This window comes from Bacillus sp. FJAT-45066 (genome assembly GCF_002335755.1).
In the GTDB taxonomy this organism is placed as follows: domain Bacteria; phylum Bacillota; class Bacilli; order Bacillales; family Bacillaceae_I; genus Bacillus_CD; species Bacillus_CD alkalisoli.
In genome coordinates, this window is sequence record NZ_NISQ01000001.1 from 927,928 (window position 1) to 942,800 (window position 14,873).

The window sequence follows — 14,873 nt, forward strand, 5'->3', positions numbered from 1 at the left end:
TAACCTTATGCTTACTGGCTATTTTCATCTTTATTTTTTCCTATATTTTCAAAATAATTCTATTGTGACAACAGAAACAACGATTAACTATTATTCTATTGTTGCCGTTATATGCGGTGCTGATTTGGGCGTATCTTGATCCGGAGGATAGTATGAAATTCGGGCAGAAATGGCAGTACAAAGGGGAGCCGGAGTAATCTGATATGGCCATAGCTTATACGAAGTTTGTGGCGAAGTTTGGTTTGATTTTCTTAACTGTTATTGTAGGAGCTTCTATTTTTGAAAGTCATTTAGTTAGGTTTTTCTGTTTGTAACGCAGCGGACAATGACGTTAGGATTTTTAAGTCTTATTTTCATAGTCATTTTTCCGTTTATTATTAAGTTAAGTGAGAAGGATGAAAGTTTGTGGTGAGTAAAAACAAAGATATATGTTGAAAGACGATGATCAAATAATATACTTTGTCTACAATATTAACTGGTTATTACCTAAAGATATCCAAGAGGAAGCAGGAAGTAATAAAAATCCTTTCGGAGTTGCCTGAAGATAAAGTACACTTACATTTATTAGTCCCTATATACAACTTACATTGAACCCAAACTAGTTAAAACAAGAAAAGGTCCATAGCCCAACCAAAAGTACCGATAGAGGTTAAAAGTATAGATAGGAGTCCAAAAAGTACCTATAGAACGAAAAAAAGTATCCATTGTAGTATAAAAAAGTATCCATAGCCCAACCAAAAGTACCGATAGAGGTTAAAAGTATAGATAGGAGTCCAAAAAGTACCTATAGAACGAAAAAAAGTATCCATTGGAGTAGAAAAAAGTATCCATAGCCCAACCAAAAGTACCGATAGAGGTTAAAAGTATAGAAAGGAGTCCAAAAAGTAGCTATAAAACGAAAAAAAGTATCCATTGGAGTAGAAAAAAGTATCCATAGCCAATCAAAAAGTACCGATAGAGGTTAAAAGTATAGATAGGAGTCCAAAAAGTACCTATAGAACGATAAAAAGTATCTATTGGAGTAGGAAAAAGTATCCATAGCCAATCAAAAAGTACCGATAGAAGTTAAAAGTATAGATAGGAGTCCAAAAAGTAGCTATAGAACGAAAAAAAGTATCCATTGGAGTAGAGAAAAGTATCCATAGCCAATCAAAAAGTACCGATAGAAGAAAAAAGTATAGATAGGAGTCCAAAAAGTACCTATAGAACGAAAAAAAGTATCCATTGGAGTAGAAAAAAAGTATCCATATCCAATCAAAAAGTACCGATAGAAGAAAAAAGTATAGATAGGGTGTCCAAAAAGCACCTGTCACTGGTCTTTATTTTCGATTTGGCAGTTATTCGAATCGAAAGAATCGTTAGTAACTTCAGATCCCCAAAATCACATTTGACAATCTAAAGATGCATGTATTAAATTATATATAGACCAGTTGTTATAAAAGTGAGGTAAGTGTTATGACAGAGAAAAAGTCTTCTAAAGAAAAAATTATCGAAACAGCTTCTAGATTGTTTCAAGAACAGGGCTATCATGCAACAGGTTTGAACCAGATAACAAAAGAAAGTGGTTCTCCTAAAGGCTCTCTTTATTATTACTTTCCAGAGGGAAAGGAACAGCTTGCATGTGTAGCAATAGAAAATACAACGGAAAATGTGGCATTTCAGATTAAAGAAGGCCTTATGTCTGAGGATGAACCGATTAAAGCCATCCAAACATTTATTCTGAAATTAGCCAATGCTTTTGAAGAAAACGACAAAAAGATAGGAATTCCTGTGGCAGCTGTCGCACTAGAAACGGCAAATACGAGTGAAGTGTTACGAGAGACTTGTAAAAAAGCATATGATAAATGGCACGAAATTTTCGCTTCTAAACTGATAAAAGCGGGATATGAGGAAAGTGAAGCGAAGGAAGCGGCATTAGTTATAAATGCATTGATTGAAGGTGCATTTATTAATGTGTTGACAAGAAAGAACGGCGATCCATTGCGACTAATAGCAAAATACATACCAAACATCTTACAAAAATAATGCTCGAAACTTATTCATGTTATGAGCTTTTGCATAATATATATAGACTGGTCTATAAAAAATGCAGGAGGGAAAATCATGAGTAAATCGAAAATTTTAGTTACTGGTGCAACAGGAAATATCGGTTATTATGTGGCCCATGCTCTTGCTGATAAAGGAGAAAGGGTGAAGATAGCGTTTTTCCAAACAGATAAAGCTGGCGATAGATTTAAGAACATTAAGGTTGAGCCAGTTAAATTTGATTTTCTTGATCCATTCACCTTTGACGGAGCGCTGGATCATGTGAAAAAGGTTTTTCTCATTCGCCCTCCACAACTCGCGAATCCAACAAAAGACATGAAACCATTTCTTACGATGGCAAAGGAAAAGGGGGTAGAACATATTGTTTTTGTTTCTCTCATGGGAGTAGAAAAAAACCCTATTGTACCTCATAGAAAGATAGAGAATTTAATTCGAGAATCAGGAATTAATCACACGTTTTTACGCCCTTCTTTTTTTATGCAAAACTTAAACACGACGCATCTAGAAGATATCGCTTTAAGAAATGAGTTGTATATGCCAGTAGGAAAAGCGAAAACAAGTTTTATTGACACAAGAGACATTGCAGATGTAGCTGCCGTTTGTTTGACAGAGAATGGGCATTGTAACAATGCATACACATTAACAGGTGCTAAAGCGTTGGATTACCATGAGATTGCAGAGATTCTATCAAAAACTTTAGGTAGAAAAATAGAATACAAAAATCCAAGCATATTGGTATTCCGAAAAACCTTAATTCATAGGGGGATAAAAAAAGAGTTTGCTAACATCATGACGATGCTCTATGTTATAACACGATTTGGGTCTGCAAAGAAAATCACCGACGATGTTAAGAAAATTTTGAAGCGGGAGCCCATTTCCTTTGAGCAATATGCAATAGATTTTCAGAACGCTTGGAATAAATAATTTTAGAGAGGGAGTATTTATAATGTATAAGAATAAATTTAAATCATATTTGAAAGCAGGTTTACTTGCAGCATTAATTATTGGAGCAATTGTGAACATTATCTTTATCCTATTCGGTATATTAGTTGGTCACGACATTGGCCTTATCGGTCAAAATAGGGACACACTATATATTGTTTTTATTACGTTCGCAACAGTGGTGGCTGTATTTGTTGGAACCATTATCTTTTATATACTGCAAAAATTCACAAAAAAACCTGTAAGATGGTTTACCGTAATTGTCCTAATGGGTTTCCTATTCAATACGTACACAGCCGAAGCGGATTTGGCAGATGCATACAAAATAACGGCTCATGTGATGCACGTTTTTGTCAGCGGTTTTGCTCTATATTTAATACCGAAGTTTGTAAAAAAATAAGGATAACTGGTTTTGGAATTTGACATGGGAACAGAGATAGTTGCCAATATAAACCGTTGATTTGAGCCCCTTGGATCAGACACCTTTATCAGTGACTCACTGTGTCTGAACCCATGGTGTACTTTTTTTATTCTTAATCTCAATCTCCGCTAAATAAGGCAAATGATCGGAAGCTAGTATATCTGTCTTTAAGGCTTTTGCACTTACAACCTTTAGCTCCTTACTAACGAAAATATAATCTAGTTTCATAAAAGGTCTATTAGAGGGGAATGTATGGTTGTGCCCTTGTCCATTGTTTACGTCTATTAAATAGCTCGAAACTTCTCGCCAGCTCGCGGAATATGGTTTCATGTTCCAATCGCCCATGACGATAGTTGGATTTCTCTTTTTCTTAACTTCTTCTATTATATAAGTAGATTGTTTTAGATGTTGTAAAGGAGTGAAGCTTAAATGTGTTACAAAGCAAGATAAAGCGCTGTTGTTTACTTGTACATCCACTTCTAATAGCCCTCTGTCCTCGACAAGTCGAGGTAAAAAATCAAACTTATGGTTACGACTACTAACAATAGGAAAACGCGTTAAAAGGGCATTCCCGTATTCCCTTGCCGTGGAATTTTTCTTTTTTTGAATAGATATCGTTGAACCAAATCTATAATTCATATTTAACTCATCTGCAAGCCACATAGCTTGATTCACAAATTGGCTCCGCTTAGAAAATGCTTGATCCACTTCGTTCAATCCTATAATATCTGCTTGTGATGACTGTATAACGTCTTTAATTCTACTTAAATCTAATTTTCTATCCATACCTTTCCCGTGATGAATGTTAAATGTTAAAACTCTCATTGAAGTTGCTTCACTCTTTTCTTTTCTGAAAATGGAATATATAAGAAGCATCCTTATTTTACTAAAATAGGAACAGTTTTATCCTCTCCTTTTTTGAAAACTGTTCAAAGGCGAAAACCACGACGGAAAAGTTAAGTCCTAATATTTGTAAAATGGTTTCGAGTAATCTATTAATGGGTAACTCAAGATATAGATTACTATACAAAGGGGAAAAGTGAATGCAAACGAAAATGAAAAAAGCGCTTTTAACAAAAGAAGACATGACAAATCCAGAAATAGTTCCAGAGTGGGTAATTGAAGAGTACAAGATATTCCGTGACATTGTAACGATGAAGACTTTTCCTTGCTATTTTGGAATGACTGCGGAGAAAAAAGGCGAGCTACGTTATGCATACCTTTCGAAAGATGATTGGTCCAATTTGCCGAAAGCGGTAGAGGACTTTTTAAAGCTGTTTAAGGAGCCACCATATGTTCGACATGGCCTTTTTGTTTTTGTGGAACCGGAAGAAGAAGAAGGCGATATAGAACATTATCGTAAAAAGTTTTGGGATATTCTACAAAACTTACATGAAAACGATAAGAAGGAGTGGCCGGTAGAAAAGCCGAAGGACCCTGATCACTTTTTATGGGATTTTCATTTTGATGGGGAACCTATCTTTATTTTTGGAAATGCCCCTGCTTATAAACAAAGAAAAACGAGAAATTTAGGTAAAGGACTTGTTATGGGGTTTCAGCCACGAAAAATCTTCGACGGACTTGAAGGGACAGAAAAGGGTGGAATAATGTCTCGTGAAAAAGTGAGAGAGCGCGTGGAAAAATGGGACAACCTTCCGAAGCATCCTGACATTTCGCACTATGGTGATCCAGAACATAATGAGTGGAAGCAATTTTTCATTGGTGACGACAGTGAACCGATTAAAGGAAAATGTCCATTCCATCATAAAGATAACTAAACTGTGATGAAAATTAATGTAATGGGGGATTGATGAACGAATGTCCACACTAGCGAAAACCGCACTAAAACCTTTAGTCAGAAGCGAATATGATGTGTTAAGGCAAGTTATTGTTTGTGAGCCAGAGTTTATGGAGATTCGAGACGTAATTAACGAAACGCAGAAAAAATATAAACATGTTGGAATTCATACCGAATTAGCCAAAATTCAACACCAAAATTTTGTCAATTCAATGGAGGCTAACGGTGTAGAAGTAATACGCTTAACCCCTCAATCACATTTTCCGGAGCAAGTATTCACACGAGATATCGGATTCACTTATGGTCCTGTCATATTTGTTGCAGAAATGGCACATGAGCTAAGGCAAGGAGAAGAGCAAGTGTTAAAGGATTGGTTAGAGGAAAATGATATTTCTTATTTCAATTTAAAAGGGGACAAAATTGAAGGTGGGGACGTTATCGTTGATGGACATACCATTTATGTTGGACTTAGTAATCGAACAAACCATCGAGCAATTGAACAACTAAAAGCAATTTTCCCGCAACATGAAGTGGTGATGCTCCCATTTGAGGAAAAATATTTACACCTAGATTGTGTGTTTAATATTATTTCTCCAACAGAAGCCATTTACTTTCCGGAAGCTTTTACGCAAAAAGAAATCGACATTCTTACTGCAAGATTTGAGTTAATAGAAGTAACAACTGAAGAACAATTTACTATGGGCACGAATATGTTGAGCATTGGGAACAAGAAAATCTTCAGTTTGCCGATTAATAAAAAAATCAACAGTAAGCTAAAGAGGCGCGGCTATGATGTAATTGAAGTGGACATTATGGAAATAATCAAATCTGGAGGATCATTTCGTTGCTGCACATTGCCTGTGGTGAGAGAATAGGGACGGGGTTATGCATTGAAGGGTCAGACACCTTGATGCAGCCGTGAATCGCAATGTCAGACCCCTTAGTGCATTAGGGGTCTGACACCGTTTTAATCGTTCATTCCAAGTGCTATTCGATAAGGAAAAACTTCAGCAGTCATAATGCCATACTTTACTGCCGGATCATCATTTTTAAATACTTCAGCTTTTTCATCGTTTTCTTCTTTAAAAATAACAATTTCAAATCCTTTTTCATCTACTCTGTCAGTTTTACCAGCCAATATTACTTTTCCTTCATCACAGTAATTTTTCAGTCTTAAAAATGTTGTCCAACTATATCTCTATCTTCTTTCTATAATTACTATTGTCTTAAGATCTTCTCCATCGCTTTTCCTTTTGCTAACTCATCAATTAGTTTGTCCAAATAGCGAATTAACTTCATAGTTGGCTCTTCAATGTCTTCTACCCTCACACCACAGACAACACCTTTAATTAACGTTCTCGAAGGATTTAGTTGCGGCGCATCTGCAAAAAATGATTCAAAGGCTGTCTGCTTTTCCAGTTGTGCTTCTAACTCTTCCTGACTATATCCGGTCAACCAACGGATGATTTCATCGACTTCCGTTTTTGTACGTCCTTTTTTCTCAGCTTTCGTAACATAATGCGGATAGACACTTGCGAAACTCATTGTATAAATCTTATGTTTGGTCATAAAACTTTCCTCCTTATGTAGAACTCTTTATTTTAGTATGAAAAATAGTAGAGTTCAATCGAACAAACCGCTGAAAATAAATAAAAATGTGTATGTTTAATCTACCACAATAACAACATTATTTTTTGTTTATCGGCGCTTTTTTGCATCGGGGGACACCTTGATACATAAGAAAATCGCAGTTTCTGACCACTTGGCGCACGATACTAATAGAAATATGAAGAAGAAAGTGTGTATGGGAGTGGGGGACTGGACCTTTTCAAAACAATTATTAGTGTTCAAAAATTTACATCAATTACTTTGTACAGTGTACCATCTTTCTTCTAGGTGAATATCATGTATTAGAGGAGTTGAAATAAAATATGAATAAAGAAAGTTATGATTACCAAAGCAACTTAAGGAATATACATGATGAGTGTAAAAAATACATGTCTTATCATGTTACGATTACTATGGTAGATGGAAGTGCTCTTGATGGCATAATAGAAAATGTTGACATGGATAATGTCACGGTTTTAGCTGGCGAGGATGTAATGGAGAAGGAAAGTGAGTATGAAACGGATTCAAGACAATATTATGGTAGCTACGGGCGGCCTAGAAGAAGGTACCGACGATATAGACGTCAACGTTTTCCACTAGCTTCTTTAGCTGCGTTAGCCTTATTACCTTATATTCTTCCGCAACCGTATCCGTATCATCCTTACTATTAATGGTACATTCTGCTTTTTTAGTCTTATTATGGGCCAGTTCCCCACTCTGTTAAAAGCTTAACGGAGTGGGGGATTGGCCCTTCATATATAAAAAATATTTGACTTATTAGAGAACAGATTTTTTAGTAACTGTTACTTCTTTCAAAATGTTGTCATTCATTTCTTTGATTTCAAAATGGAGGTGTTGGTATTCAAGTGTTTCTCCTATTTCAGGTATATGTCCGAGCTCTCTAAAGATAAAACCAGACAGTGTATCTGAATCTTCAGGAACTTTTGCCTTGAAAATTTCGTTAAATCGACTTATAGAAATTTTCCCATGACATGTGATATGATTTTCTGTAAGCTCCACGATAAGGACCTCATCAGCCTCGTCTGTCTCATCTTCTATTTCTTGGCCAATCATGGCTTCAATAATATCTTCATGAGTAATGATTCCAGTTGTTCCTCCATATTCATCGATAACAATGGCTAAATGTTTCTTTTCTTTCAACATCATTTTAAATACTCTTTCTATCGGCATAAATTCAGTAATAAACAGTGGATCACTATCCATAAAATCCTTTATTTCTTTAGAAGGATCAAACGACCAAGAAAGTAGTTGCTTTGCGTGAAACACTCCAATGATGTTGTCCATATTATCTTTATAAACAGGGTAACGTGTGTATTTACTATCCATTACAAAACTTCTTGAATCTTCAAAGGATAAGTCACATGATAGGCCATGAATATCCATTCGAGGGGTCTTTAGTGCATCTCGTACATCTTTCGTATAAAAGTCAATAGCCCCTTTTATTCGTTGAGATTCTTCCTTTACAAAAGTTCCTTCTGTTAGTCCAATATCAACCATCGTTTTTATTTCTTCTTTAGAAAAACTTAATTCTGCTTGTTTTCCTTTTGATAGAAAACCAATAACAAGTCGTGTAAATCGTGATAGTAAGAAAATAAGAGGCTTTAATATTATAATAAGAATACTAATGACTGGTGCAACAAAGTATGCTATTTTAGTAGAAAACGTTGCAGCGATTGATTTAGGTAGCACTTCCGCAAAAATAATTATAACAACAGTCAGCACACCTGTAGCGATACCGATATGGATTTCATGTTGGAGTGCAATAATAGTAACAAGAGTAGGTAACATAATGTTAGCTATATTGTTTCCTATAAGGATCCCTGTAATAAACTCTTCTGGTTTTGAGATAAGTTTTAGTAGCTTTTGAGCATTTTTATCATTATTCTCAGCTCGTGTTTGAATTTTCATTTTGTTCGCAGCTGTTAAAGCAGTCTCACTTCCGGATAGAAAGAAAGACATAAATAAAAAGAAAATTAGTGCAATAAACACTAATTAGCACCTCCGCTATTATAGTTTAATTAATAAAGTATATCATTATTATAATAATTATCATAATAATCGCAATCAATTCTAGTCTTTGGTTCAGTTTGCTATACTGTTGTTGAAAAGATTTAGTCTAGCCGCAATTAAAGAAACGATTTTTTCTTAGAAAGGTAAACTGCTGTCCCAGTGCCCTATAAAACTTTGTTAAAGAATTGTTGTTTTATTTATGCGACCATCCCTTGATAAGTGAAAAGTTATTGTTGCATTCAGCATTTTTGTAGCAATTGAAGCACCTGTAGCGAACATAAACAGATAGTACCCCTAAATAAACTTTTCAGGGTAGACACCCATGCAAGGAAAATATTTGCACCATGGAGAATGAAAATTATTCGTGTTTTTACCTACACAATTGATTTCAGCTGCAGGTGTTAGGCTCCCGCGACCGCCCGCGGAAAGCGAACACCTGCAGCTGGAAATCAATATTTAGTACCCATAATGTATTTTCAGGGTAGCCATATATAAAAAGTGTTGACATCCTAAAAATATAATTATATTATTAATTTAATAGTCTGAGAGTTAAGGCTATCGCTCCTTGTGAGCTTATAATACTCCAAAGGGGAGTAGCTTACAGTTACGTCGACATTACGCGACTCTAGTCGCCGGCTTAACTGGCAACATTACAGTTGTTTGCGAGACCTTTGCCAATCTGGTAAAGGTATAATATAGGTGCTTATAGACCTTTACCAATTAATTGGTGAAGGTCTTTTTGTTTTCTTTCGGGAATTTGTTGTTGCTAGTATTCTCTTTTGACAGCTACAACAATCGACAAGATAATTGTTCTATTCAATTAATGGAGGGGAAATACGATCTGATACTTACTATTAAATAACATAAAAATAGTGAATACAGTTTAAATTTAAGATATAAAGGAGAACACAGAAATAATTGGACGTAGATAGGCGAAAAAAATTATTTATTTTGCTTGCGTTATTAATCATTGGCAAGTTGTACGTAGTAACAATTATTACACTTGATATAAATCAACCACCGAGAAATATAGTGGTATATACAAAAATAGAACATGGTAAACAAATCTTTGAAAATATTCATGTTAATCTTATAAACAAAATAAAATATAACTCTTTTGGAGGAGAAACTTTAATTGGACACAGCTTTGATTATGGAATATGGATGGGTACTTCTAATTCTAATTGGAATAGAGGGGATATTAGCCGCAGATAATGCGCTAGTAATAGCAACAATGGTGAAACATTTGCCAAAAGAACAAAGAAAAAAAGCATTGATTTATGGATTAGCTGGTGCATTTCTATTCCGCTTCAGTTCTTTGTTCATTATTTCCTACCTAATTCATATATGGCAAATTCAAGCAATAGGAGCGGCTTACTTAATTGGTATTGCAGTTTACCACTTAATGAAAAAGCATGTGTTAAAAAAATATTTAAATAAAAAAGCAAAAGAGTCAAAAGGATCTGGCTTTTGGCTTACAGTATTAAAAGTAGAGTTAGCTGACATTGCATTTGCTGTTGACGCTATACTTGTTGCTGTTGCATTAGCAGCTACGCTTCCAACAACGAACTTACCTCAAATAGGAGGACTAGACGGCGGGCATTTTGCTATCGTTTTAGCTGGTGGAATCATAGGGTTATTAATTATGAGATTTGCTGCCAGTAAGTTTGTAGATTTACTCGATAAAAGACCAGGTTTGGAAACAACCGCTTATGTAGTAGTAGCATGGGTTGGAGTGAAACTAGCAGTGTATGCTTTATCCCACCCCGAACTATCCATCATTTCACAAGATTTTGCTAAGAGTATAACGTGGAAAGTAATCTTCTGGACTACGCTTTTAGTAATAGGAGTAGCTGGGTGGATTTTTTCCAAGGATTCAAAAGCTATAGCTAGTACTAATGTGAATCAAGATGTTGCACAACCAACACGCCTATAAAGGTTGACCAACTAATAAGGGACTTTAATTTTTTGGTGAACTTGAAATAAAACATATAAATTACCCCGGAATCATAAAGACTGGTTCTGGGGTATATTTTATAATACCGAAAAGGTAGTGAAAAAAATCACTACTTAAAGTTTTACAAATTTAGTTAACTTTTTAAGTTTTTATTCTTTAAAGCTTTACGATTTGTTGCGGTAGGTGGCTGTTCTAGCCATCCATTTTTAATCATAATATTGGCTCCGTCTTCCCCATATTTTAAGACTTCCATGAATAATCTTGAATAATGTAAGCCAATATCTCGCCTAGGACTTGTACCAATACTAGTTCCATAATGACTTGTACTAGCAGCAGTCAAGGCGGCAGAATGGAACATTATTAATTTATCAGAGAAGGTAAAGTCTGTGGATTCAGTAGCAAGTGAGTTCCAAACCATTGGAGTTGGTATACCAGATTCACTTAATATCGAACCAAATACTTCAACATGTTTAGAAGCAATTTGAATTCCTTTTGATAAAAATTCTTTTACATCTTTGTCTTGAGCAACCTGTTGAAACCCTGTTAATAAGGTACGTCCTAAATCATTACGCTCAATGTTGAAGGATAAATTCATAATCTCCACTGAAGTTAATGGTCTTCTAGCTCCTAACCAACCTGTAAGAAAGCTCTTTTCTGTAACAAAATCTACTTTTGTTGGTATATTAATTTGTGGTGGTCTTACAAAAAGCCCCTTTTCTAACAAAACGTCAACAGTTTTGTCATATAGTAGGGAAGTACTTTGAATGGCTTTGATATAGAAGTTACGTACATCTTTACGAGCAGCGTTTCCAAGGGCTAGGCTGTATCCATTTCCACCAATAAAGGCCATACCTTTAAGATAATAAAGATAAAATTCATCTGAATACAATCTTGAAGCATTTTTATTAACATCCTGTTTATGAAAACCAACAGGTATTTGGAACTTATTTTTTTCAAATAGATCAGTCAAAAAAAGCAGATGGTCTTGCGAGATATTTAGCGCAAATTGTAATAGACCTTTAACATCATTATTTTCTACATTCAATAAAAAATATTGGAGAACACAGTTTGCCATACTATCGTTAATATAGGTTCCCCATAGATGAGCGATTTCTGAAGTAGATAGCTTTATATCCATCATAACTTCCCTCCAAATTTTGGTCATTATGTATTATGGACATATAATTAAAATTTATTAAATTTTTTGCGTGTATAAGAAACGATACTATTAAAGATTCGATAGGCACTTTTTGTTTTCTAAAGAACGTTTGATTGGGCATATAAGCTAAGCGAACAGTGATTTAAGCTGTTCGCTAATTTTTTATAAAGTCTTTATTTAAATCATTGACTTTAGTGCGTATACTCATATAGTCATATATAACCATATAACAAATATGGAGGTGAGGTACCCATTGAGTAAAACTTCAGATGAAAAAAGCCAATATTTATTCAAATAAAAGAAGTGATTGAAAGTCAGATTCTTAACAATCAACTAAAAGCGCATGACCAAATTCCATCAACGAATCAGCTTGTTCAGTTTTATAAGGTGAACCACATTACTGTAGCGAAAGGAATTAATCTCCTATTCTCTGCTTTCGCAACATAATGCGGTTAATCACTTGCGAAACTCATTGTATAAATCTTATGTTTGGTCACGAAACTTGCCCCCTATGTAGTTAACTTCATAGTTGGCTCTTCAATGTCTTCCACTCGCACACCACAGACAACACCTTTAATTAACTCTCTCGAAGGATTAAGTTGAGGTGCTTCTTCAAAAAATGATTCAAAGGATGTTTGCTTTTCCAATTTTAGTACGAAAAATAGTAGAGTTCAAACGAACTAAAGTTGAAAACGAGTAAAATTGTATATGTTTAATCTACCACAAAAACAATATAATCGATTTTTGGTAAGAAATTCGGATAGGAATTTGAATGGTTATTTGTTTATCGGCGCTTTTTTTGGTTTTATCGGCGAAAATTTGTATTCTACCGGCGATTTTTCGGGTTCTATCAGCGAAAACTTAAGCATTAATCGGCGAATACGTAACTCCAATCAGCGATTAGCCAGGTTTATCGGTAATAGAACTAATTTATCGGCGCATTTTTGAAAATGGACCAGTCCCAGCATGATAAATTTTTAACGCTCTTGGGGTCTGGACCTTTCACCAACAATAACTACCGAATTTCAATGTGAATCTTGATGTCTTTTGTCTCTAGTTATGATAAATGAAACATAGTTTTAGTTAATCTATCTAAAACTCAAGTAATGTGATTGAAATCTACCATCGCAAGTTTTAAAGTTGTAATTAACTAAGATAACTTTTTAGGGTAAGAGAGGTTTTTAGATAATTAGTATAAGTCGAAATCAAAACTGTCCGTGTGGTAGCGGGAGGGAAAAAATATAAAAAATGTTGTATGAAAAAAGAAGATGTAGTATATCCAAGCGGTACTAAGAAAATAACCGTGAAAGCAACAGCAACTGTTAGCACAGTAAGGAGAAATCTTAAATTACTATGAAGAAGCGAAACAAAGGTAAAAGTAAGAAGAAGGAATTTTGGGGACTGCTAAAAGACGTACGTATGAAAAAAGGAAAAGAATGGATTGAAACGTATCAAGGAAAAAACATTATAACAAGTTATTCGAAAACGTTCGGTCTTAATCTAAAAAATTCGAAGAAAGAACTCCAAATGCTTGGAGCCAAAATTAGTCAAGAAGAAGAAAAGTATGTTACTAGAATTATGAAAGAAAAGAAGCAAGCTAAATTAAGAAAAAAAGAGAAAAAAAGAAACGAAGCTCTAAAAGAATTAATTGAATCTGATGAAACTTTTGCATTCATAGCAGGATGTACAGAAGGTGGAGCGCCTTTTGGAATTACGCATGAAGAATGAGAAAAAATAGACAACTAAGGTTGATTGAGCTGTAGGATGGGCTCAAAGTTTCAAATTTGAATAAGGTCTGCTAGTATTCGACAAAATTCGGGTGGTGCCTGGCACCTGGCACCTGGCACTTTAATTTTTTAACTAGGAGGGACCTAGATGGCAGATACTATTTTAACGATTATTCTATTGTTTCCGCTGACCTCAAGCGTCATAAGATTGGTGTCAGGGCTGGCTCCAAGTCTCGAGTCTTAATATTGTATTTAAAATAGAACTAATATATTATGAAATTTATAGTAAAATTTAACTATTTCGCGAGTAAATATAACATTTTATCAACATGAGTGAGAGGTCGAGTATAGTGAATATGGTTCTAAGACGAAATAATGTAACAATCGCTGGAAAAGGGGAGCAGGCTATTATCTTTGCACCTGGATTTGGTTGTGATCAAAATATGTGGAGGTTTGTGGCACCAGCTTTTGAGAGTAATTATAAGGTAATTCTTTTTGATTATGTTGGTTCAGGAAAGTCGGATTATGAAGCATACAGTTCTAATAAATATCGTGAATTACACGGTTATGCACAAGATGTTCTGGAGATATGTACAACATTGGAGTTGAATAAAGTTATTTTTATTGGACATTCAGTTGGATCTGTTATTGGTATGCTTGCATCGATTCAAAAACCTGAATTATTTCAAAGGTTAATCATGATTGGCCCATCTCCTTGTTATTTAAACGACCCACCTGAATACATAGGTGGATTTGAAAAGGAAGATCTTGAAGGATTAATCAATATGATGGAATTAAACTATATAGGATGGTCTAATTATCTTTCCAACCTGGTGATGAAAAATCCTGATCGGCCGGAGCTTTCTGCTGAATTAGAAGAAAGTTTCTGTACGACAAATCCTGTAGTTGCACGTGAATTTGCAATAGCAACGTTCTTTTCTGACTATAGAAGTTTATTACCGGCTGTGAAGGTTCCTTCGTTAATTTTGCAATGTTCGGATGACGACGTTGCGCCAATAGAGGTTGGGCATTATATCAAATTAAATATGCCAAACAGTGAACTCCGCCTAATGAAAGCTACTGGACATTGTCCTCATATGAGTCATCCAGATGAGACGATACAGTTAATAAAGGAATATATTACTACTACCGGGAAAACCAATAATCAAGAGGTAGGTTCATAG

The 14,873-nt window shown here is 34.9% G+C and carries 15 protein-coding genes and 2 pseudogenes; 11 read left to right on the forward strand and 6 right to left on the reverse strand.

Annotated features, from left to right (window positions below; translation table 11 throughout):
• Window positions 1–1,455: 1,455 nt before the first annotated feature.
• The 3 genes from CDZ92_RS04675 (at window position 1,456) to CDZ92_RS04685 (ending at window position 3,388) form a co-directional block, all read left to right on the forward strand.
• Window positions 1,456–2,025, forward strand: coding sequence for a TetR/AcrR family transcriptional regulator (locus CDZ92_RS04675; protein ID WP_096153965.1), 570 nt, complete (start codon window positions 1,456–1,458; stop codon window positions 2,023–2,025).
• 78 nt (window positions 2,026–2,103) lie between these two features.
• Window positions 2,104–2,970: an SDR family oxidoreductase gene (locus CDZ92_RS04680; RefSeq protein ID WP_096153967.1), complete on the forward strand. Its 867-nt coding sequence runs from the start codon at window positions 2,104–2,106 to the stop codon at window positions 2,968–2,970.
• Window positions 2,971–2,992: 22 nt separating this feature from the next.
• Complete coding sequence (locus tag CDZ92_RS04685) at window positions 2,993–3,388, forward strand: DUF6069 family protein (RefSeq protein ID WP_096153968.1); 396 nt, start codon at window positions 2,993–2,995, stop codon at window positions 3,386–3,388.
• Window positions 3,389–3,484: 96 nt separating this feature from the next.
• Here CDZ92_RS04685 and CDZ92_RS04690 read toward each other — a convergent pair whose 3' ends face one another.
• Complete coding sequence (locus CDZ92_RS04690) at window positions 3,485–4,234, reverse strand: endonuclease/exonuclease/phosphatase family protein (RefSeq protein WP_096156914.1); 750 nt, start codon at window positions 4,232–4,234, stop codon at window positions 3,485–3,487.
• A gap of 218 nt (window positions 4,235–4,452) precedes the next feature.
• Here CDZ92_RS04690 and CDZ92_RS04695 point away from each other — a divergent pair, with 218 nt between their 5' ends.
• The gene (locus CDZ92_RS04695; protein ID WP_096153970.1) at window positions 4,453–5,187 is read left to right on the forward strand and encodes a YqcI/YcgG family protein; all 735 of its coding nucleotides are present in this window, start codon (window positions 4,453–4,455) and stop codon (window positions 5,185–5,187) included.
• Window positions 5,188–5,227: 40 nt separating this feature from the next.
• The gene (locus tag CDZ92_RS04700) at window positions 5,228–6,082 is read left to right on the forward strand and encodes a dimethylarginine dimethylaminohydrolase family protein (protein ID WP_096153972.1); all 855 of its coding nucleotides are present in this window, start codon (window positions 5,228–5,230) and stop codon (window positions 6,080–6,082) included.
• Between the two features lie 92 nt (window positions 6,083–6,174).
• Here CDZ92_RS04700 and CDZ92_RS19850 read toward each other — a convergent pair whose 3' ends face one another.
• Together CDZ92_RS19850 and CDZ92_RS04705 are read right to left on the reverse strand one after the other, a co-directional pair.
• Window positions 6,175–6,345: a hypothetical protein gene (locus CDZ92_RS19850; RefSeq protein ID WP_157842707.1), complete on the reverse strand. Its 171-nt coding sequence runs from the start codon at window positions 6,343–6,345 to the stop codon at window positions 6,175–6,177.
• Between the two features lie 80 nt (window positions 6,346–6,425).
• A complete protein-coding gene (locus CDZ92_RS04705) occupies window positions 6,426–6,776 on the reverse strand; it encodes a DUF2200 domain-containing protein (RefSeq protein ID WP_096153974.1) in 351 nt (116 codons plus the stop codon).
• A gap of 362 nt (window positions 6,777–7,138) precedes the next feature.
• Here CDZ92_RS04705 and CDZ92_RS04710 point away from each other — a divergent pair, with 362 nt between their 5' ends.
• Window positions 7,139–7,486 carry a hypothetical protein gene (locus CDZ92_RS04710; protein WP_096153976.1) on the forward strand — a complete coding sequence of 116 codons (348 nt, stop codon included), beginning with the start codon at window positions 7,139–7,141 and terminating at the stop codon, window positions 7,484–7,486.
• Between the two features lie 106 nt (window positions 7,487–7,592).
• Here CDZ92_RS04710 and CDZ92_RS04715 read toward each other — a convergent pair whose 3' ends face one another.
• A complete protein-coding gene (locus tag CDZ92_RS04715) occupies window positions 7,593–8,825 on the reverse strand; it encodes a hemolysin family protein (RefSeq protein ID WP_096153978.1) in 1,233 nt (410 codons plus the stop codon).
• Window positions 8,826–9,981: 1,156 nt separating this feature from the next.
• Here CDZ92_RS04715 and CDZ92_RS04720 point away from each other — a divergent pair.
• Window positions 9,982–10,782, forward strand: a complete 801-nt coding sequence (locus CDZ92_RS04720; protein ID WP_096153980.1) for a TerC family protein — start codon at window positions 9,982–9,984, stop codon at window positions 10,780–10,782.
• Between the two features lie 154 nt (window positions 10,783–10,936).
• On the opposite strand, the gene CDZ92_RS04725 is transcribed toward CDZ92_RS04720, so the two are convergent.
• Window positions 10,937–11,944: a DUF3231 family protein gene (locus tag CDZ92_RS04725; protein WP_176483713.1), complete on the reverse strand. Its 1,008-nt coding sequence runs from the start codon at window positions 11,942–11,944 to the stop codon at window positions 10,937–10,939.
• 300 nt (window positions 11,945–12,244) lie between these two features.
• On the opposite strand from CDZ92_RS04725, the pseudogene CDZ92_RS04730 reads away from it, so the two are divergent.
• Window positions 12,245–12,388: pseudogene (locus CDZ92_RS04730) on the forward strand (GntR family transcriptional regulator); the annotation flags it as partial.
• Window positions 12,389–12,483: 95 nt separating this feature from the next.
• Here the strand turns inward: CDZ92_RS04730 and CDZ92_RS04735 are convergent.
• Window positions 12,484–12,612, reverse strand: a pseudogene (locus tag CDZ92_RS04735) (DUF2200 family protein); the annotation flags it as partial.
• 544 nt (window positions 12,613–13,156) lie between these two features.
• On the opposite strand from CDZ92_RS04735, the gene CDZ92_RS20455 reads away from it, so the two are divergent.
• The 3 genes from CDZ92_RS20455 (at window position 13,157) to CDZ92_RS04745 (ending at window position 14,873) form a co-directional block, all read left to right on the forward strand.
• Window positions 13,157–13,207, forward strand: coding sequence for an SEC-C metal-binding domain-containing protein (locus CDZ92_RS20455; RefSeq protein ID WP_227521580.1), 51 nt, complete (start codon window positions 13,157–13,159; stop codon window positions 13,205–13,207).
• Between the two features lie 108 nt (window positions 13,208–13,315).
• A complete protein-coding gene (locus tag CDZ92_RS04740; RefSeq protein ID WP_096153987.1) occupies window positions 13,316–13,690 on the forward strand; it encodes a hypothetical protein in 375 nt (124 codons plus the stop codon).
• A gap of 346 nt (window positions 13,691–14,036) precedes the next feature.
• Window positions 14,037–14,873 (forward strand): alpha/beta fold hydrolase, encoded by an 837-nt coding sequence (locus CDZ92_RS04745; protein ID WP_096156915.1) that lies wholly within the window; start codon window positions 14,037–14,039, stop codon window positions 14,871–14,873.